Annotated in this window: 15 protein-coding genes and 1 other RNA gene; 9 read left to right on the forward strand and 7 right to left on the reverse strand. The window is 27.9% G+C overall.

The features are described from left to right. Positions 1–300: 300 nt before the first annotated feature. The 5 genes from MYB_RS03265 to MYB_RS00135 form a co-directional block, all read right to left on the reverse strand. On the reverse strand, positions 301–618 hold the full coding sequence (locus MYB_RS03265) for a hypothetical protein (protein WP_022934834.1): 318 nt from the start codon (positions 616–618) through the stop codon (positions 301–303). Positions 619–693: 75 nt separating this feature from the next. Beyond that, entirely contained in the window at positions 694–1,503 is an 810-nt protein-coding gene (locus MYB_RS00125) for a restriction endonuclease subunit S (RefSeq protein WP_022934835.1), read from the reverse strand. Between the two features lie 290 nt (positions 1,504–1,793). Next, positions 1,794–3,836 carry an HsdM family class I SAM-dependent methyltransferase gene (locus MYB_RS00130; RefSeq protein ID WP_022934837.1) on the reverse strand — a complete coding sequence of 681 codons (2,043 nt, stop codon included), beginning with the start codon at positions 3,834–3,836 and terminating at the stop codon, positions 1,794–1,796. A 479-nt stretch (positions 3,837–4,315) separates the two neighbouring features. Beyond that, positions 4,316–4,587, reverse strand: an RNA gene (gene rnpB / locus MYB_RS03135) — RNase P RNA component class B. Positions 4,588–4,672: 85 nt separating this feature from the next. Then, entirely contained in the window at positions 4,673–5,443 is a 771-nt protein-coding gene (locus tag MYB_RS00135) for a hypothetical protein (RefSeq protein WP_022934839.1), read from the reverse strand. Between the two features lie 210 nt (positions 5,444–5,653). Between MYB_RS00135 and MYB_RS00140 the strand changes: the two genes are divergently transcribed. The 9 genes from MYB_RS00140 (at position 5,654) to MYB_RS00180 (ending at position 18,457) form a co-directional block, all read left to right on the forward strand. Continuing rightward, on the forward strand, positions 5,654–6,130 hold the full coding sequence (locus MYB_RS00140) for a hypothetical protein (protein WP_022934840.1): 477 nt from the start codon (positions 5,654–5,656) through the stop codon (positions 6,128–6,130). A gap of 158 nt (positions 6,131–6,288) precedes the next feature. Beyond that, positions 6,289–7,419, forward strand: coding sequence for an MAG0480 family ComEC-like protein (locus MYB_RS00145; protein ID WP_144084171.1), 1,131 nt, complete (start codon positions 6,289–6,291; stop codon positions 7,417–7,419). Then, a complete protein-coding gene (gene holA / locus MYB_RS00150; protein WP_022934842.1) occupies positions 7,359–8,291 on the forward strand; it encodes a DNA polymerase III subunit delta in 933 nt (310 codons plus the stop codon). Before MYB_RS00145 ends, holA begins: the two co-directional genes overlap by 61 nt. 160 nt (positions 8,292–8,451) lie before the next feature. Then, positions 8,452–8,949, forward strand: a complete 498-nt coding sequence (gene rplJ, locus MYB_RS00155; protein WP_022934843.1) for a 50S ribosomal protein L10 — start codon at positions 8,452–8,454, stop codon at positions 8,947–8,949. 56 nt (positions 8,950–9,005) lie between these two features. Further along, on the forward strand, positions 9,006–9,368 hold the full coding sequence (gene rplL, locus MYB_RS00160) for a 50S ribosomal protein L7/L12 (RefSeq protein WP_022934844.1): 363 nt from the start codon (positions 9,006–9,008) through the stop codon (positions 9,366–9,368). A gap of 93 nt (positions 9,369–9,461) precedes the next feature. Beyond that, complete coding sequence (gene rpoB, locus MYB_RS00165) at positions 9,462–13,142, forward strand: DNA-directed RNA polymerase subunit beta (RefSeq protein ID WP_022934845.1); 3,681 nt, start codon at positions 9,462–9,464, stop codon at positions 13,140–13,142. An 18-nt stretch (positions 13,143–13,160) separates the two neighbouring features. Continuing rightward, the gene (gene rpoC / locus MYB_RS00170) at positions 13,161–17,402 is read left to right on the forward strand and encodes a DNA-directed RNA polymerase subunit beta' (protein WP_025279580.1); all 4,242 of its coding nucleotides are present in this window, start codon (positions 13,161–13,163) and stop codon (positions 17,400–17,402) included. Beyond that, the gene (tsaE, locus tag MYB_RS00175; protein ID WP_022934847.1) at positions 17,402–17,803 is read left to right on the forward strand and encodes a tRNA (adenosine(37)-N6)-threonylcarbamoyltransferase complex ATPase subunit type 1 TsaE; all 402 of its coding nucleotides are present in this window, start codon (positions 17,402–17,404) and stop codon (positions 17,801–17,803) included. The genes rpoC and tsaE overlap by 1 nt, the downstream gene beginning before the upstream one ends. Positions 17,804–17,914: 111 nt before the next feature. Beyond that, the gene (locus MYB_RS00180; protein ID WP_022934848.1) at positions 17,915–18,457 is read left to right on the forward strand and encodes a hypothetical protein; all 543 of its coding nucleotides are present in this window, start codon (positions 17,915–17,917) and stop codon (positions 18,455–18,457) included. 47 nt (positions 18,458–18,504) lie between these two features. Here the strand turns inward: MYB_RS00180 and MYB_RS00185 are convergent, their stop codons facing one another. Together MYB_RS00185 and MYB_RS00190 are read right to left on the reverse strand one after the other, a co-directional pair. Next, positions 18,505–18,894 (reverse strand): hypothetical protein, encoded by a 390-nt coding sequence (locus tag MYB_RS00185; RefSeq protein WP_022934849.1) that lies wholly within the window; start codon positions 18,892–18,894, stop codon positions 18,505–18,507. Positions 18,895–19,019: 125 nt separating this feature from the next. Beyond that, on the reverse strand, positions 19,020–21,284 hold the full coding sequence (locus tag MYB_RS00190; RefSeq protein ID WP_022934850.1) for an AAA family ATPase: 2,265 nt from the start codon (positions 21,282–21,284) through the stop codon (positions 19,020–19,022). Between the last annotated feature and the right edge of the window lie 69 nt (positions 21,285–21,353).

Here is a 21,353-nt window from a genome sequence, read left to right on the forward strand (position 1 = left end):
ATATCTATTACAACATCAACTAGATTTAATTCTACTGTTGTGTGTTTTGTTCTGTGATAATTAATAACAAAAGCATTAACTTTTCTAATTGTTTAAAAATCTCTAACTTTTAATAATTTTTCTCATCATCCTTTTTCTTGCTCAAAACTAGCTTTGCTTGCATATAGCAATTCTGGTTCAATAATAGGTTCTTGTTTATCGTTATATTCTAATACTTAAATTCATTAATAAAATGTGGTTATTTTTAAAGTTATTCTCTACTTAATTAATAATTTGCATTTCATAATAAAAGGAGATTATCTACTCTTGGAAAATTATCTTTTCCATAAGTGATTTTAAATTCTTTTTCATCCATTCTAAAAATTTGCGAATAATCAATGAGACTATTTTTTTAAATAATGAATATGGAGCAGTTGCATCTGTAGTAATAAGAATTTCTGTAAAAAATTGGTCTTTTTCCATTTCATCTTTATTGGCACTACGTGTTTTAACAAAATAATACATCCCTTCATTCCCGTTGAACCAAATAACAACAGAGTGTTGTTTAATCAGTTGACTATAAATATTAAAAAGGATATTATGTTTAGGTAAATATGGAGCAAATTTGTCAAATTGCATAAAAAATTTACTTCCAAAATATTTTATATTTAAATTATGTTATTTTGCTATAAATAAAAAAGCACTTGCTGTGCTTTATTTACTATTGCATACATTTTTAGTTGTACTAATTTTATTATTTGCATAAATAACTACATCTTTTATAACAAGTTTTTGAATAGCGGTTGTAAATAATTCAATATATTCAAAGTCAATTTTCCCATCTTTTGTAGGTAATTGGATATTGCCATTTAAAAAGGTGCTATCTACATCTCTAACCAAAACACTCATTAATTTATGTTTTTGTTTGTTTAATATGGTAGTAAAATATGGTATTGAATTATAATTTAATGATATTTTAGAAGCTATTTTTCTTACAAACTGTCCAGCATACCACGGATTTTTTCTATAAAAAAAATCCATCTGTAGCAATCCTAAACTTCAAGTACCTTTTTCATTAATATTATCTTGATTTACATATCCTGTTTTTCTTAAAACACCTTGATTCAATGATGTTCTAGTAACATAATCATATTCGTCTCCGCACACCAATTTATTTGTATTAAAACTTCGTGTAGTTGAAATTTCAAACAAATCCCCAATTTTATACTCACTTCATTTAATATTATTAAAATTATCAATGCTTCTTTTCTCATCATTGGTTAATTCATAATTATTTAAACCAGTTACTTTTAAATAAGCTTCCAGCTCGGCGATATGTTGAGCTTCCAGCTCGGCGATAAAATATTCCATAAATTTAAAGTCAATTTTTCCGTCTTTTGTAGGTAATTTTATGTACTCTTGTTTAATTTTTTCTCATCCAGATTTATTTCCTCAGTTATATTTTGAGTAAATTTTATTTAAACAAGAATTTATAAAAGGGTGAATTTTGTTTATTTTTATCAAATCATCTTTGAACTTAAATGCATAACTATCTTGTAAAACTGTGAAATCATAAGGTTGATAAAATGATTTTCCAAAACCATTAGCAGTTGCTGAAAATACATTTTTTAAGATTGTGGCATTTTCTCTATTTATATATTTTCCAATTTGGTTGTTCGATAATATGGCAGTTGTTGCAGGTAAATCACCTGCACTATTTTTAATAACATTATTTGTTTTTATTTTTTCAAATAAATCATCAACTTTATACTCGCCTCACTGAACATTTTGAAGCTTTTCATCCAGTGAGGTATCTACTTTTTTATCTTATCATCAACTTTATTTTGATTTTTAAGTATGGCAGATACTTCATATGATAAATAGTCTGCCACTGTTTTTTTAAAATCCGCAAGAGTTGGTTTGTTGTCTGTTGGTGTTGTTTGATTTCAATCAGCACCATTTTCTGGGTCAATATGGCCTTCATAATACTCTTGTTCAGTAAAGATTTTTAATTTATGTTTTCCAAATCGCACTAAATCGACAAGTTCTTGATATCTCTCTTTTGCTCTATCCTTATCTTTTAGATTTGTACTAGATTTTCTTCTATTAGTTCGCGAATATCCATCATTTGAAAAATCAATAAATTTGACAATATCATCTTTTAAATGAGGTTCACCAACTTTAAAAACATATATGTTTGTTTGCACACTTGATTTGCCAATAAATAAATCTATCGGCATTTTTATGCTTGCAAGTAATGTATTATTTTTTAATATTTCTTGATTAATTGTCTTTGCCTTACCACTTCCTGCTGAATTTTGAATAATAATTGCAGCATACCCTTTATTCATCATTGATAATGCTTTTTCAACAAAAATCATACCATTACCTTCTGCAGAATATGGTGGGTTAAGAATAAATGCAGTTGCCGGGAAAATTTCATTTGTTTTACCAAAAGCATATTTACCATCAAAATCATTTAAAGAGTTTTTATTTAATATGTTTGAACTACCATCCCCCATCAAAATCATATTTAAAATAGCAAGCATATATATACTTGGTAATAATTCTAGGCCTAGCAATTGTTCCGCTTTGATTTTTAATATTTTTTGTTCTAAATCCTTAGGAGATGTGATTTTTGATTTTGCATCAATAATCATTTCATTCATTGCAGCAACTAATAATCCAGCACTTCCTGTTGCAAAATCTCAAACATAACTATCTTTATCCACTCTTGCTAGTTTTGCTAATAAATTTGCTACATATGATGGAGTTAAAACAACATCATTTAATTTATCCTGAGTAAAACCAAGCCAAGAATACATTTCATTAAATAATTTTCCAGTAAAATCTGTTGTTAAACCTATTTTGTAATATATACCCAAATCATCAACAATTTTTGAATATATCCTTTTTAGTTGGCTTTCACCATTTACCACTTTATTGATATTGTCAGATAGTAAAGTGTTTTCAAGTGTTCGTATAATTAACTGTTGTTTTGAACTTGGTAGATTTTTTTGACTTAAAAATGACTTAATTTTTCTAATAATAATATCACCATCAGTATTCCCGTGTTCAGGTGAAGATTTTAAATCTGATTTTTCGAGTGGTTCTACTTTATTAGGAATACCTAGTGATGCCATAATTGATGCAGCTACTAAATACACTCTGTCATTTTCACTTAGTCCTTTTTCGTTTTGATAAATATCGTTATTCAGTTTAGTTAAACTTGCATCAATTTCTTGTTCTTTTTTCTCTCTTAATTCTTGTAATTCTTTCTCTGTTAAAGATAATTCATTTATTTTGTCTATAAATTTATCAAATTTATCCTTCTTTAAAAAAGATAAATCACTATATTTAGCGACTTCTTGCCCAACCCCGAAATTATCTTTTGAAACATAATATACACCAATCAAACGCTCAATTTTTCCATCTATTTTTTTATGTCCAGTAATTCCAATAGCAATTACCTCTGAATAATTTGTATGATGTAAAATTGCATTGGCATAATGAACAGCGCCATTTACTGCATATTTATTTATATTTTGGTAATTGGGTTCATTTTTTGTTGTTTTGTTTTCAACTCTGTTGTTGTTATCTAATTTAACTAATGTGTTTTTATATCCCTTATATTCAATAAGGATGGGATAGCGTTTTAGATTTTTACCTTCTAAAAGTAATTTAGCATCTGGTCGGCTACCTCCCACTCCGCCATTTTTGGATCCATAGTCATTCAATGCCTTGTTGATTTCATCATTCAAACTCTCTTGTTCCAGTCTGAAATCTAAACCATAACTATTTAACTCTGCATTTGTTATTTGTGCTATGTTAGGCTCTATTGATTGTATTTTTGCCATATTTTTTCCGCCTAAGATTAATACTCTTACTAAAAATATAAATACTTTTTGGTTGCTAATTAATAATATAATATTTAATTAATTATTAATAGTATACACTAAAGTAATAAAAAAGTACCATAAATGGTACTTATATTTGAGAGCTACATTCTCATTATTTTAGGTTTTCGAACTTCTTGTTCTTCATCTTCTTGATGTTCTTTTTTAGTAAAAAGATTAAAAATTTAGTATTTTTTTCTTGTTGTATCATTTGTTAAATTATTTAACCATTTTTTGTAGGCAAATATTGGTAAGAATTTATTTTTTAACCAAATCTTTAGGGTCTTTTCAAACTCTTTTTTCAAAATAACTTCAAAATGCTTTTTGTTTGTTTTTCACCAAGATTTGAATTTTTATAAAAAATATTTATGTTTGTTTTTTGCAAACAACAAAAAAGTGCTTTTAAAATACAAAAAGGCACTTAATGTGCCTTTTTGTGCATTAATAAGCCGCGTTCTGTATTAGTCAACCATTTATCTAAGCAAATATTGCTTCTCAACCATTGTTGAATTCCTAGGTTGAGCTCCCCTACCAAAAATTTGGGTTTCTAGCTCATGGAGTTTACCGCGTTTCACCTTAATTTAATAAGCTCGTCTCTGTGGCACTAGTCGTCTGGGCTTGAATTTATTAGATTCAACATGAACATTACTATCATCTCAGATAGTGCTAGCGCGGACTTTCCTCTACCTTCTGGCAGCGATTGACTTATGCAATAAAAATTATACAAACTTTTTAATTTTTATTAATATTTTATTGCTATTTAGCAATAAAATACGAAAGCAATCTAGGCTTTTAAATTAGTTTGATTGGCTTTTGCCAGCTTTTTCTTGTTTCTTTTGTTCTCTTTTTTCTTTATGTTGTTGTAATTTGTCTTTTATTGTTTGAGCAGTAGCTTTGGCTACCTCTTTTCCCGCATCTATTAAAACTTTTTTCTGTTCAGTGGTTAATTGACTTAAAGCCTTTCCAGCGTTTGTTGCTGTTCCTTTTGCTATATCCTTCGCAGCCTCTTTTCCTGTTGGAACTCCTGATTTTGCAATTTTTAAGGCTTCAGATTTAGCTGTGCCTATTAAAGTCTTTGTTGCAACTTTTTTTAATACATCCTTTGCTTCCGGACTTACTAGTGAATTGTGTGTTGTATTTGCAGAATCACTTCCTGTTGAATTATTTGTACCAGAGGATTGACTTGAAGAATTGTTACTTACTGCACTCCCAGAAGTGTTATTGCTTGTATTTGTTGATTGGTTATTAGAAGTGCTAGTATTTGTGTTTGATGTAACACTTCCAGAATTACCATTTATTGAAGCATTTATGTTAGTTGATTGGTTTGTAGAATTGTTGCTTGCTACACTTCCGGAAGTGTTGGTGTTTGTATCTGTTGATTTATTTCCAGAAGTATTGTAATTTGTGTTTGTAGTTACATTTCCAGATTGTTTAGTTGTATTAGATTGATTTGCATTTTTTTGTGCTTCTTCTTTTTCTTTTGAATTGTCAGTTCCACAAGATGCAAGAACAACAATAGGTGCCATTGTTACAACTGGTAAGGTTCAAACAAATTTTTTTAGTTTCATATATTTTTAATTTACCTCTTATTTTAAATTTGAAAATTATTTTTGAATGTGTTGTTTAACGTTTTTTTGTTCTATTGTCATCAAATTAGACAAAAAATAAAACAAGAAATTCACTAAATTTATAGTGAATTATTTAATAAAAAAAACATTACACTTTTTTTTTGTTTTATTTTATACCATTTTTTGCATTTTTTCTTAATAAAGATAGCAATGAAGAAAAAAATTAAGATTATTGGAATGATTTTAGCTTTGAGTGGTGTTGCGGCCATAGGTTTTATTTATTATGTAAAATCAATTAAAGTCAATGGAGACAAAATAAAAATCACAATTTTGAAAGGAGTTAGACAACCAGGAACCAAAATTTTTGATAAAGGAACAACCTTAAGAGAAATATTTTTTGCTTTCAAGCCATCTGCTGATGTAAATTTAGCCAACTATAACTTGAATGAAAAAATTATTGAAGATAAAGAATTTAAATTTAAATTGGAAAGTGAAAAAGAAAATTTATCAAAAATTTCTCTAGATAAATCAAAAAAATTGAAAATACCAAAAGAATTAATTAGTAATATAAAAAAATTTTTAACTAAAAATAAGGGTAAAAAAGTTTCATGGCTTGAGATACAAGAAAACTTAAAAATTGAGTCTACTTATTTAAGCAAATTGCAAGCAAATTTTACTCTTGATTAATTTTGGTTTTTTCTATAATTTTTTTTGTTTTATTTTTAGATCAAAAAGAATTTTTGTGATTAATTGGTGTTTTTTCTTGTTTTTTATTGCTCTTTTTTCTTGGTGAGATAAAAAAAGCTGGGCTTGCCTTATTTTTAATAGGGATAAGCGCTCTATTAGTGTGAACAATTAAACCTGAATCAAACCATAAACAAAGCATATTTGAAGGCAAAGTTGTAGAATCTTACCCATATGGTTCCTTTTTGCAAACTGAAAATGCTAAATTTTTTATTAAAGGAAAATCTTTAGAGATAGATAGTTGAGTAAAAATAAAAGGAATACTAAATGCTCTTATAGTTCGGAAAAAAGAAAATTCTTCTTTTATATTCTACTTAAAATCCAAATCAATATTTTATGAAATAGTTAATAGTCAAGTGATTGAAAATCATAATTCAACAAATTTTATTAGCACCATTAAAAAATATATTTTTTCAGGAAGTGAAAATTACTCCAAATTAATTCCTATGGTTTTCTTGGGTTCTATAACTGAAGATGCTAATTTTTTAAAATCCAATCTTATATATTTGGGTGTTTATCACTTATTTGTTATATCAGGTTTTCACATTAATTTTTTTAAACAAATATTTTTTTGAGTTTTTCAAAAGTTAAAAGTGAAAACCGTAATTTATAAACCAATATTTTTTGCTTTTCTTGTTTTTCAAAGCTTTTTGCTAAATTTTCCTATTTCATTTTTGAGAGGTGTGATTTTTTGAGTCTTAATTGAAATTAATGAAATATTTTTAAACAAAAAATTTAGCAAAAGCACTTTACTTTCTTGAACAATGTTAATTTTGATGGGTTCGAATATTTTTATAATATATTCACCTGCATTTATATTGTCTTTTGGTGTAAGTTTTATTATTTTGTTTATAAATCAAATTAAATTCTCTAAAAAATGAATAAAAATATTGGTTAATTTTGTTTTCGTTAATTTAACAAGTTTTGTATATTCTGCTTTTTATAACGGTTTTTATAATTTATTTTCACCTTTTATTTTATTGATATTTTCACCTTTTTTCACCATTTTTTACATTATTTTGTTGTTCTTTTTGTGAAACAAGGAAATATTAGAAATAATTAGCAAGTATTTTGTAGAAGCTATTGAATTTATAAGAGAATTGCCATTTTTGGTTTTAAATTTTAAAATAAATCAGACTTGATTGTTTTTTAGTAATATAATATTTTTAATATGTTTTTTGTTTATGGAAATGACCACTTCTTCATCCAAGAGAAAGTTAAAGCAATTATAGATCAAACAAAATTAAGTTTTGTTGAATGTTTTTACAATAGTGAAGATATTAATGAGATAGTTGATAAAGTTATAAATAATTCTTTGTTTGTTGACAAAAAAATTTATGTTTTTAAAAATTTTTATTTTTTTGACAAAGACAAAAAAGAAAATGAAAAAATAATATACAAATTAAACAATAGTAATCATATACTTATTTTTACTTACTTATTTGAAGAAGATGATGCAAAAACTAAATTGCTAAAATCTGATATTTTTAAAGTTTTAGCAGATAAAAATGCAACTTTTGAAACAAAAAGTCTTAGTGAAAAAGATAAAAATGATTTTATTGAAAGTTATTCAGCAAAAATTGGATTAGTTTTAACTAAAAGCGATGTTTTTAGAATTGAAATGATGATGCCAATGAATGCACAAATCATTGCAAATGAACTCAACAAACTAAAAACTTTAAATTTAGAAATTACTTCAGAAATTATAGATTCTTTTGTTAGTGATTATTCAGGAGATAATATTTGGGGTTTTATAAATTCTTTTGTAATTCGTGATGTTCAAAATATTTTTAAATTTTATAAAAATAAAATGTTGGCCGGAGCGCCTCTTTCTTGACTTGTGACACAAGTTAGCAATAAGTTGTATCAATCATTTATTGTTTATTTAAATTATAAAAATTATTTAAGAGATGTAGAGATAGCACAAGTTCTTAACTTAAAACCATTTCAAGTAAAAAAAATTGTTCAATTTTATAATAGTGTGGGAATAGAAAAAGTAAAAAGAATGCTTATTTGACTTGCTAAATTAGATTCGGATGTTAAGAAATTTATAATTGATGAAAATATTGGTTTTGAGTTTTTTCTATTACAGTTTTCTATTTAATTTTAAAAAGCAAAGAAATTTGTTATTTTTTTTATTTAATTTGTTAAAATAATACCCGCAATACATAGAGATAATAACTGTTGTAAAACTTAATTTGTTATTTGAATGTATATAGTATTGCACTTTTAATTATTTTATATAAAAAGAAAGGAGTGCAAATTTGAATAGTTTTCGTGCTAAAAAAGTAGAAACTGTTAAAGAAATTAAAGAACTTTTAACAAATTCTTCTTCACTTGCGATTGCAGAATATCGTGGACTAACTGTTGCTGAGTTAGAGCAATTAAGAAATGAGTTTAGAGCAGCTGGTGTTGTTACAAAAGTTTATAAAAATAGACTTTTTAAAATAGCAGCAAAAGAAGCAGGTTTTTCTTCAATTGAAACTGAACTTATTGGTCCTAATATCTTTGCATTTGGAACTTCTGATCCTATCGCACCTGCAAAAATTATTTTCAACTCTACAAAAGAGCAGCCACTTTTAATTTTAAAAGGTGGAATTTATGAAGGGCAAGTTATTTCTTCTAGTGAGATGAAAGATGTGGCAACACTTCCAAACTTCACTGAAGCTCTTACAATTCTTGCAAGATCTCTTCAAACACCATTACAACAACTTTCACTTGGTTTGAAAATGTTGGTTGATGAAGGCAAAATTAATCAGTAAATCTAAGATTTACACAATCACTTAAAAATTTTTAATTTAATGAAAAAGGAAAAATAATGGCAAAAATTACAAAAGATCAATTTATTGAATCATTAAAAGAAATGAGTATTAAAGAGGTTATGGAACTTGTTCAAGCTTTAAAAGACGAGTTTGGAATTGACCCATCTGCTGTTGCAGTTGCAGCAGCTCCTGAAAAAGCTGAAGCAAAATCAGAAGTAACAGTTACTTTAAAATCAGCAGGACAAGAAAAAGTTAAAGTTATTAAAGTTGTTAAAGAATTATTCAACTTAGGATTAATGGAAGCTAAGAAAATCGCTGATTCAGCTCCTGCAGTTCTAAAAGAAAATGTTAGTCCAGCTGAAGCTGAAGAAATTGCAAAAAAACTTCAAGAAGTTGGTGCTGAAGTTTCAATTGACTAATAATTTTGAACAAGCAAGTAAAATATACATTTATTAATAAAAATGGCGTTTTTTATAATGCCATTTTTGCACTATTAAAAACAAAGGAATATTATGAATCATTTATATAGTGAAAAAACTTATGGTTTAACCACTAAAAGACGGTTTTATGCAAAAACCAAACAAACACTTACTACACCTAACTTTTTAGATTCTCAACGTGATTCATATCATTGGTTTTTAGAAGAAGGGATTACTGAAGCTTTTAACAAAATTTATCCTGTTTTTTCAACAAATGGAAAATTAGAAATTAGTTTTAAGCAAGGTTCTATTAGAGTAGAAAGACCAAAAGATGAATTTTCAAGCATTCGCGAAGCTCGTCAAAAAGGTAAATCATATGTTTGTCGTGTTTATGCAACACTTAGAAAAATTCAGTCAGAAGATGGGGAAGTGGAAGAACAAGAAATTCTTTTAGGTGAAATTCCTTACATGACTCAAGGTGGAACATTCATTATCAATGGTTTTGAAAAAATTGTTATTTCACAATTAATTCGTTCACCTGGAGTTTGTTATCGTGAAAGAGTTCGTAATCGTCAAGCAGACGATCTTTTCAACAAGGTTGAAATTATTCCACAACTAGGTTCCTGAATTGAAATTTTTCACAAAGTTACAGGTCATGGTGTTGATACTGTTAAAATTCGTATCGATAAGCATAAAAATATTCCTTTAATTACATTTTTAAAAGCTTTTGGTTTTGTTGATGAAACTATTAAAAAATACTTTGGTCAATCAGCACCACTTTTAGAGTCTCTTAAAAAACACAAAGTAAATGGTGTTGAAGAAAACTTAGAACAGATTTACCGTATTATTCGTAAAGATGACAGAATTACAGAAGAGGGATTGAAAAATTTTATCCCATCTATAATTTTTAATGAGCGTCGTTACAATTTATCTAAAACTGGTCGTTATATGCTCAATAACAAACTCAATTTAATTGAGCGTATTACTCAAACTTATTTAGCACAAGATTTGATTGATAAAAATGGTGATTTAGTTTATGCTAAAAAAACCTTTATTACAAGACAAATGGCAGTTGATATTCAAAAAAAATTCGAAGATGGAAGTTTTGAATTTTCATCAATTGATGGAATTGATGAAAACGTTTATGGGCGTCAATTGCAAATTAATAGAAATACTGATTTGTCTAGTCGTACAAAGGTTATTTCTGTTAAAGTTTGACCAAATAAAAGAGCTATGTCACAGGATCAAGAACCAATTTTAGTTATTGGAAATGATCCAACTTCAAATGAAACTACTCTTTTAATTTCTGATATAGTTGCAATCGTTTCATACTATTTTAACTTAATTTCAAACATTGGTAAAAATGATGACCCAGATTCATTAATTAACAAACGAATTGTTGGTGTTGGTGAACTATTGCAAAATCAATTTTTAATTGCTCTTAACAAAATGGAAAAAAATACCAAAGAGCGTATTTCATCTAGAGCTGAAATTGATAAAATCACAGTTAAAAGTGTTATTAATAACAAACCAATTTACAACCAATTTAAAAACTTTTTCAACTCATCTAAACTTTCACAATTTATGGACCAAATTAATCCATTAGGTGAAATGGCAAGTAAAAGAAGGGTGACATCTTTAGGGCCTGGTGGGCTAAATAGAGAAACTGCTCAATTTGAGGTTCGTGACGTTCATGCAACTCACTATGGACGCATTTGTCCAGTTGAAACACCTGAGGGTCAAAACATTGGTTTGATTCTTAACTATAGTGTTTTTGCAAAAACTAATCCTTATGGATTCATTTTAACTCCTTACTTTAAAGTAAATAATAGAGTTGTTGATTATTCACAACCACACTGATTAACTGCAGCTGAAGAATTTGGACTAACTTTTGCTCAATCTTCATTGCCAATTAATGAAAAAAATGAAATAATTGCTGACAAAGTTACAGTTAGAAAAAATCAAACTTTTATTGTTGTTGATGCAAATGAAATTGATTACATTGATGTTTCATCAATGCAAATGACTTCAATTTCAGCTAGTGCAATTCCATTTTTGGAAAACAACGATGCGAACCGGGCACTTATGGGTTCTAACATGCAACGTCAAGCCGTGCCTTTGATTAAAGCGGAATCACCTTTTGTGGCCACAGGGATTGAATCAGATGTTGCTCTTTATTCATCAACTAATATTCGTTCTGAAACAGATGGTGTAGTCACCTTTGTTGATTCTAAAAAAATCATTGTAACTGATGAAGAAGATAATGAACATACTTATTATCTTCGCCATTTTGAAAAATCTAACCAAGAAACTTTGATCTTACAAAAACCAATTGTTTCTCTTGGTCAACAAGTTAAAAAAGGTCAACTTATTTGTGATGGACCATCAACTGACAAAGGTGAATTAGCACTTGGGAAAAATGTTTTAGTAGCCTTTACAACTTGAAATGGTTACAACTATGAAGATGCGATTATCATTAGTGAACGTTTAGTTAAAGATGATGTGTTCACTTCAATTCACATTCAAGAACAAACTATTAAATTCCGTTCTACTAAAGCTGGAACTGATATTTTAACTGCTGAAGTGCCAAACACATCAGCAAAATCAAGATCACATCTTGACGCTAATGGAATTGTTCGTGTTGGTTCTGAAGTTAATACAGGTGACATTTTAGTTGGACGTACTTCACCAAAAGGTGAAGACAATCCAACTCCTGAAGATCGTTTGATTGTTACTATTTGAGGTAAAAAAGCACTTGCCCAAAAAGATACTTCACTTCGTGTAAAACACGGTGAAGGTGGAACTGTTATCGATGTTCAAGTTCTTTCACGTGAAAATGGCGACACACTTGAAGATGGTGTGGGAATGCTTGTTAAAGTTTTAATTGCTCAAAAACGTAAAATTAAAGTTGGGGACAAAATGGCTGGGCGCCATGGAAACAAAGGGGTTGTTTCAATTGTATTGCCAGTTGAAGATATGCCATTTTTAGAAGATGGAACTCCAGTTGATATCCTCTTGAACCCACAAGGGGTGCCATCTCGGATGAATATTGGACAAGTTCTTGAACTTCACCTTGGAATGGTTGCTAAAAATCTAAACACTAGATTTGTAACTCCTGTTTTTGATGGAATTAAACCAGACACAATGAAATCATTATTCCAAGAAGCTAGCATGCCTGAATCAGGAAAATTCAAACTTTATGATGGAATTACTGGAAAAGCTTTTGACAAAGAAGTTTCAGTTGGTTATATGTATATGCTTAAATTGCAGCATATGGTTGATGACAAAATGCACGCTCGTGCTGTTGGTCCTTACTCACTTACAACTCAACAACCACTTGGAGGGAAGTCACAAAACGGAGGACAAAGATTTGGTGAAATGGAAACATGAGCACTTGAATCTTTTGGAGCAACCACCGTTTTATCTGAACTTCTAACCTATAAATCAGATAATATTGTTGGACGTAATAGTCTTTACAATAATTTAATTTCAGGTGGAAAACTTCCACGTCCAGGAACCCCTGAGTCCTTTAATGTGCTTGCATATGAACTTCGTGGTTTGTTAATAAAACTTGAAGTTCATAAAAAAGAAAATGCGAATGATGCTGAATTTGATGTGCTCGCACCAAACAAAAAACCAGTTGAGTATGTCGACCACATTGAGGATGAATATCCATTTGATGAAGCCTTTAGTGATGAAGGTAGAACATCCCTAGAATCTGACTTCGAAGATGTTGATGAAGAAAACGAAGACTTTGATGAAGATTCATATTAAACTATTGAGGTAATTATTATGGAAAACAAGAAAATTTCACGTCAATATGCTAAAATCTCTGAGAATAGCATTGAAAAAATTTCATTAGCCTTAGCGACACCTCAAGATGTTCTTGATTGATCAAGAGGAGAGGTTACAAAACCTGAAACAATCAACTATAAAACATTCAAACCAGAACGTGGCGGTCTTTTTGATGAGTTAATTTTTGGACCTTTAGTTGATTATAAGTGTTCAATTTGTGGTAAAAAATACAAAAAATCTAATGAAAATCAAATTTGTCCAACTACTAAAGAGTGTCAAATTAGTAAATCTCAAATTTTACCTAAAATTGCACGTCGTTATTCAATGGGTCACATTAAATTAAATGCACCAATTTTACACCTTTGATATTTCAAAATTGACCATAGCATTATTTCTAAACTTTTAGGTTTAAAAGTTATTGAATCTGAAGAGAAAAAAACAAAAAATGCAGTTTCTAAAACTAGTTTAGAGCAATTAATTTACTATAAATCACATATTGTTTTAGAAACAGGTGGTCTAAAATCACTACAAAAAAATAAAATTATTGATATTTCAGAAGCTGGTGTTATTTATAAAGATGCTCTTGTTGAAATTCGTTCACGTTATGAACAAGGCACAGAAGAATATGAAGCAATTTCTGATGCAATTGATGAACTAAATGAAACTGTTACTTCCAAAATTGGTCGTGAGTATGGAATTGACTATTACGAACTTAATGAAATTATTGAAGAGTTCAGTGAAGCTAAAATTTCAACAGGTACTGAAGCTATTGAGTACTTGTTAGACAATCTTGACTTGGAAGCTGAAAGAGCAAAAGTTGAAGCTGAAATTCAAGAGATTCATTCTCAAATTGGTCAAAATAAAAAACAAATTTTGAAAAATCAAAAACGAGATAAACTCTATAAAAGACTACAAGTTATTAATAATTTCATTAGTTCAGGCCAAGATCCAAAATCAATGATTATTAAAAACTTGCCAGTTATTCCAGCAGATCTTAGACCTTTAGTGCAGCTAGATGGTTCACGTCACTCAACTAGTGATTGCAACGAACTTTATCGTCGTATCATTATCAGAAATAATCGTTTAAAAAAATGAAAAGAATCAGATGCTCCTGTTCTAATTTTACAAAATGAACTTCGTATGTTACAAGAAGCAATTGATGCTTTAATTGATAATCAAAAAAAATCTACCAACCAAGTTACAACTAAAGATAACCGTCCACTTAAGTCAATTTCAGATTCATTAACTGGAAAAAAAGGTAGATTCCGTCAAAACCTTTTGGGAAAACGTGTTGATTATTCAGGACGTTCTGTTATTGTTGTGGGTCCAAAACTCAAAATGCACCAAGCAGGACTCCCACGTCGGATGGCAGCAACCTTGTTTGAACCTTGAATTATTCGAGCTTTAATTGAAGATGGAGTTTCATCTTCAATTAAAAGTGCACGTAAAATGATTGAAGAACAAAATCCACAAATTTGACCTTCAGTTGCTAAAGTTATTGAAAATAAACCAATTATTTTAAACCGTGCACCAACACTTCACCGTCTTTCAATTCAAGCCTTCCAACCAGTTTTAGTTCGTGGAAAAGCTATCCAGCTTCACCCACTTGTAACTGCTGGATTTAATGCTGACTTTGATGGTGACCAAATGGCTGTTCACGTGCCAATTTCTCCTGAAGCTATTCGAGAAACTAAAGAATTAATGTTTGCAAACAAAAACATTTTAGGTCCAAAAGATGGAGAACCAATTGTTAACCCTAGCCAGGATATGATTTTGGGACTTTACTATTTAACCCAAGAAAAAGAAGGTGCTAAAGGTGAAGGTAGATTTTTTGGAAGTCTTGATGAGCTAATCAAAGCCTATGAATTTGGTACAGTAGAGTTGCACGCTCGTGTTGCACTTCCATTTGTGGAAGTTAAACCAACAATTGGGCAAAACAACCCAGGACACATTATTTCAACAGTTGGAAAATTCATTTTAAACAATATTTTTCCTGAAAATTTTCCATTTATTTTTGATGATAAAGTTGATGAATTATTTTTAAATTACGAAGACCAAATTAGAAAATATGTTTGTCCATATGGAACTAATTTTGTTGAAAAAATTCAAAATACACCAATTAATAACGCTTTGTCTAAAAAACATATTGCTAAAATTGTTCGTCAAATTTTTGACACTTATGATGGACTTTTGGCCAAAGAAGATGTTGCAAATGTAATTAATCAATTAGATTTTGAAAATTATCAAAATTGTATTTTGGCTTATGAGAAATTGCGTGATTATCAAAATGAGAAACTTCCTATTTCGCACATTTCTAAGTTAGCTGAGTTTACAATTTATGAATTTGACCAGCTTTTCCGTCGTCACAAACATAGTGGTGGCTCAGCAATCAAAGTTATGGAAGAATATGAAAAAGTATGACTTTTAGAACGTATTTGATTCAAATACATTAATATGGTTTCATCAATGATGGACAAAATTAAAGATTTAGGATTCCATTATTCAACTATTTCTGGGACTTCTATTGCGATTAGTGACATCAAAATGGCTCCTCAAAAAGAAGATTTCATCAAAGAAGGTGATGAATACATCAATAAATTGAATGAATTCTTTAGCAAAGGTCTCATCACAGATGATGAAAAATATACACTTTCTATTCAAAAATGAGAAAAAGTTAAAAATAAAATTCAAGACAATCTTAATGATTCAGTTGCAAATGACAACCAAAATTCAGTGGTTATGATGATGAAATCAGGGGCACGTGGAAATATTTCTAACTTCGTGCAACTAGCCGGAATGCGTGGATTAATGGCTAACAACGTTAAAGCTCTTAAAGTTGATGCTGAAAATGAAAGAGTTGTTCGTAACACTGTTGAAGTTCCTGTTAAATCTTCATTCCTTGAAGGTTTAACATCATTTGAGTTTTACTCATCAACTCACGGGGCACGTAAAGGACTTACTGATACCGCGCTTAACACTGCAAAATCAGGGTATTTAACTCGTCGTTTAGTTGATGTTGCACAAAATATTGTTGTAACAGCTGAAGACTGTTTTTCAGACTTTGGTTTTGTAGTTAAAGATATTGTTGATACAAAAACAAACCAAGTTATTGTTCCACTTGTTGAACGTATTGAAGGTCGCTTCTTAAATAAAGATGTTATTGATGAAAATGGTGAAGTTGTAGCTCAAGCAGGTAAAATGGTCAACTTGCAAACTGCAAAAAAAATTGTTGCAGCTGGTATTAAAAAAGTTGAAATTCGTTCTATTTTATCTTGTCACATCAAAAATAGTGTATGTAAAAAATGTTATGGAAAAGACCTTGCAACCAATAGATTAGTTTCAATTGGTGAAGCTGTTGGAATTATTGCAGCTCAATCAATTGGTGAACCTGGTACTCAGTTAACCATGCGTACATTCCACACTGGAGGGGTTGCTAACGTTGAAGATATTACTGGTGGATTTACTAGACTAATCGAGCTTATTGACTCTCACGAGCATCCTTGAGGACGTCCAGCAAAAATCTCACCTGTTTATGGACAAATTTCTAAAATTGTTGAACAACCAAATCGTGATGGAAATTTATCAAAAGGTCACTTAATTCACATTGAACACAAAGGTCCAGATGGAAATCTTGTTGAACAAATCATCCGTGTTGATGAAACACAAAAACTTCGTGTTCAAGAAGGTGATAATGTTATTCCAGGTCAAAAACTTGTTGAAGGACCTATTATTCTTAAAGAATTACTTGCAGTTTCAGATGCTAGAACCCTTCAAAACTATTTATTAAAAGAAATTCAACGTATTTATCGTATGCAAGGAATTACTATTTCTGATAAATATATTGAAATCATTATTAGACAAATGCTTTCAAAAATTCAAATTATTGAAAATGGTGATTCAGACTTCTTTATTGGTTCAATCGTTGATATTAGTGATTATAAAGAAGTTAATGGTAAGTTGATTTCTGAAGGTAAAAAACCTGCTTTTGGAAATATTATTATTAAAGGAGCAAAACAAATTCCATTGCTCTCAAATTCATTCTTAGCAGCTGCTAGTTACCAAGAAACTTCAAAAATTCTTGTTCACTCTGTAATTTCTTCCCAAGTTGACCGTCTTGAAGGTCTTAAAGAAAATATTATTGTTGGACACAAAATCCCTGCAGGAACTAACTCTAAATATGAACACAAATCAAAATTTGATATCCGTGATCCATTTAGTTTCTTCAAATCTAATAATTAATGCTTAATTATCAAAAATCAGAATCATTTGAATCTTCAAACTCAAATGATTATGAAAAAATAATTTCAAAAATAATTGCACTAAAAGTGCAATTTATTTATTTAATAGGGGATTACGGAGTAGGTAAAACATTTTTTGTTAAGCAATTGGGTAAGTTTTTAGGACTAAAAGATAATATAACTTCACCATCATTTAATTTTTGTTTTGTTTATAACAAATTAGTTCATATTGATCTTGATAATTTTAAAGGTGATTTATCAGAATTTTATGACTATTTTGAAGATAAATTAGTTGTCATTGAGTGAGCTAACAAGTTAGATAATTTTGAAACTAATTCAGTTTGTCTTAAAATTAATTTTATTGATGAAAACAAGCGCAAAGTAGAACTTTTTTATAATTAAGTTGATATTTCAAACATTTTTTTACAATAAGTAAAAAAACAAAATAAATACTTTTTGTTTTTAAATTTTATTATTTTTAATTTTAGCAATACAATATATTTATAATTAATTATGAAATTTTTTATTGATACTACAAATGATTTTATAGCTTTAGCCATTTTTGACCAAAACTATGTTTTAGTTGACTATTTTTTAGAAAAAATAGTTCAAAAAGCAGATGTTTTACCTATAAAAATCAATGATCTTTTAACTAAAAATAATTTAAAGATTCAACAAATTAATGAATTTTATTTAAATTTAGGACCTGGTAAATTCACAGGTTGCCGAATTGGTCTTGTTTTTGTTAGAACTATTTGCCAACTTTCAGAAGCTAAACTTTTTACAACCAATTCTTTTTCAATAATATCTGTTGCTTTTAAAGAAAAAAGATATTACACAATAAAAAACTCTAATAATTCTAGTTTTGGAGCTTGAGCTCAACAAGGAACTCTTGTTTCAGAAATGGAAATAATAAATGAAAACATAGACAATCAAGGTTCTTTTGACTATGTTTATTTATTTACAAATTTTAAACAAGCACAAACTATTTTTAAACAAGAAAAAAAATTACTTCAAGTCGAAGCGCTTTATTTGAAAGATCCCAAAATTAATTAGATTTTAAAATAAAAATAAAAGGCACTTAATTAAGTGCCTTTTTGATTTTATTCAGTAAACTCAGTATTTCTTTGTTCTTCGTAATTGATAATTTGTGAAACTCTAGAGTATGTGACTATGCAAACAACTATTCAATAAAAAAATGAAATAATAAATATAAAAATAATTAATGCACCAATAATAGCTAGAATAAATACAAGTTGTAAATTTGTGTAGGTATTGCTAAGTTTATCATTTTGAACTATAAAAATAACAATAAGACTTAAAAATAATAAGGATAAAATTATTGTAACAAAAATAGCAAAACCTACAAACCCTATAGACCCAGATCGAACTGATCCAATTAGTAAACCAAGAATTAATATTGGAAAAAGAAATAACGAAATTAAAATAATTAATGAAAGTTTTTTTAACAAATATAATTTTTGTAAATTCATAAAACCTCCTTTCCTTTTTTGTATCTTTGTATTATAAATGAAAAAAGAAAAAAAGTATATAAGATTAATGTTTTTAAAATGAAGATTAAATAGTGTAATTTATAGTTATACTTATTTAAAAAAAGTTAAGTTAAATTCTTTATGTCATTGTATGACTTTATTAAATCTTCTAATTCAGTATCTATCAATGGTTCATACATAAATGAGTTTATGTGCACATTCTCAGGCATAATTATAAGTGCTTTTTTTAATATCAACTGATCATTTTGTGGAATTAATTTGTTTTTTAAACATAGATTAAATAATTGTCCTGTTTGTTTATTTTGATTTATTTCTTTGTCGTCTACTCCATTTAGTTTAAGTTTCTTTATCATATACTCTTCTGATTTAAGTCTTATTGCAATAGACAACACAACTTTCAACTCTAATTCTAATTCTAGTTTTAATTCTAATTTATCATTTTTATATTGATCTAAAACATCATTTGCTTCATTATATATTTCTAAAAGTTCACTATTATTTTCTCATTTCTCAATTATATCATCTGGGAATTTTATGTATTTAGAAAATATGTCAAATATTTCATTATATTTTACTTTTTTATTACTTACTAGATTTGTATCACTTATATGTAAAACTTTTGTTAATGTTTTATAATCATCATTATTTTCAATTTTATTAGTGAATTGAATTATATTTCTAACATATGGAATTAGGGCGATAAATTTTCGATTATTTAATTCCTTTATTCAATCTAAAAAAAATATTTTATCATCAATGTTAAGTTGAAATTTTTCGAGTTTTATTTTATTATTTTGTTTTATTGCATATAACATATTCGATTTTGATATAGCGAGTCTCAAGTTTATTGCTCTATAAAAATCAAAATTATGAGTTAATATAATTAATTTAAACCCAGGTATTTCTGCTATTTCATTTAAGTATTCTATAATTGCATATTTATTTTTATAATCAAACGAATCGGCAATGTCATCTATAATAATCAATAAATCTTTTGGATTTGTTTTATTTTCAATTTTTAATTTTTCAATATCAAAAATAATATTTAGTAAATAAAGAGCTCTCCTTTCCCCTTGACTTAATATGCCTAATTCATTCAACTCCTCTTGGTTATATTCCTTTTTTTGAGTTTCATTATTATGATTTTTGAATTCAAACAAAACTGCAGGAAGACCTTCACCAATAATTGAAGCAAATTTATTTGCTATATTCATTTTATAGGGTGGACTAAATCTTTTTTCAAATATTTCTAAAGCTTTTTCTCATTCAGTTGTTTCATTTTTATGATTTTCAATTTCTTCTTCTATAGATTTAAATGATTCTTTTAATTTATTAAAATTTTCTTCATTATCTTTTATATAAGAGATTCATAATTGTTCCTTAAGTAAATTTGTATTTTCCCTTTTTAGGTAAGGTACAATTTCTATATTGTTTTCTATTATTTGTTTTAAATTTCTTCCTTTTCCAGTGTTCAATAATTTATTTATACTTGATAATGCTGGAATTTCTTTTATCTCTTTATCAATTTTATCAACTCATTCTTTTAGTTCTTTTTCATCTTTTATTACAATTGAATCATTTAATCTTATTGAATTACATTGTACAAAAAAATTATTCTTTTTTAATTCTTCAGCAATAATTTTAAATTCAGCATAACTAAACTTACCTTTTTCTAAAAAACCATAATTTTTATAAATTTCATTATTTTTAGAAATAAACTCTTCAACATTATTTTGAAATTCTTCTTCATTAATTTTTTTAAACAATGTTTTATCAAATATTTCATCATATTTGATGTGATTAAAAAGACTTAATTTATTTTTTAATTTATCTTCAATATTTTTTAATTGATTTAAAAAACTATCATTTTCTAAACCTAAATCTTGGAAAAAAAATATTTCCAAATCTGAATCATTTGATTTTTCTTTTTTATCATATTTTAAGCCAGATTTGTTTTTAAGATAAAGAAAAAAATCTTCTTTTAACTTAAGTAATGTTTCTAACCTTTTCTTAGTATTATCATTAACTAAAAGAGCAGATAAATATTCTGATTTATACTGACTATCCATTGATTTAATAACAAAAAGTGAATCTTTATCAAAATTTCACTTATCCTTACAATCTTCATCTTTGCAAAGATTAAATTCTGGTTTTTCATCCACAAATATTTTATCTAAAATCTTATTTTTTTCACCTTGACGTATTTTGCTAAAAACTTCAGTAAAAGATGTTTTCATTACCCCATTTTTAGCATAAACTGAAAAAACATTTTCTTTTCCTTTCTTTTCCTTTCCTTTTTTTTGAAAATCGAAAATATGTTTCATTTCATGAATTCCAAAACAGTTTTTAAACTTGCATACAAGTTTCATTTTTTCTCCTTTAATTGTTTATTTTTTTAATTATATAGTAGCAATAAAAAAAAAAAAAAAGAAAGAAAT

The sequence above is a fragment of the Mesomycoplasma bovoculi M165/69 genome (assembly GCF_000524555.1).
Taxonomy (GTDB): Bacteria; Bacillota_I; Bacilli_A; order Mycoplasmatales; family Metamycoplasmataceae; genus Mesomycoplasma; species Mesomycoplasma bovoculi.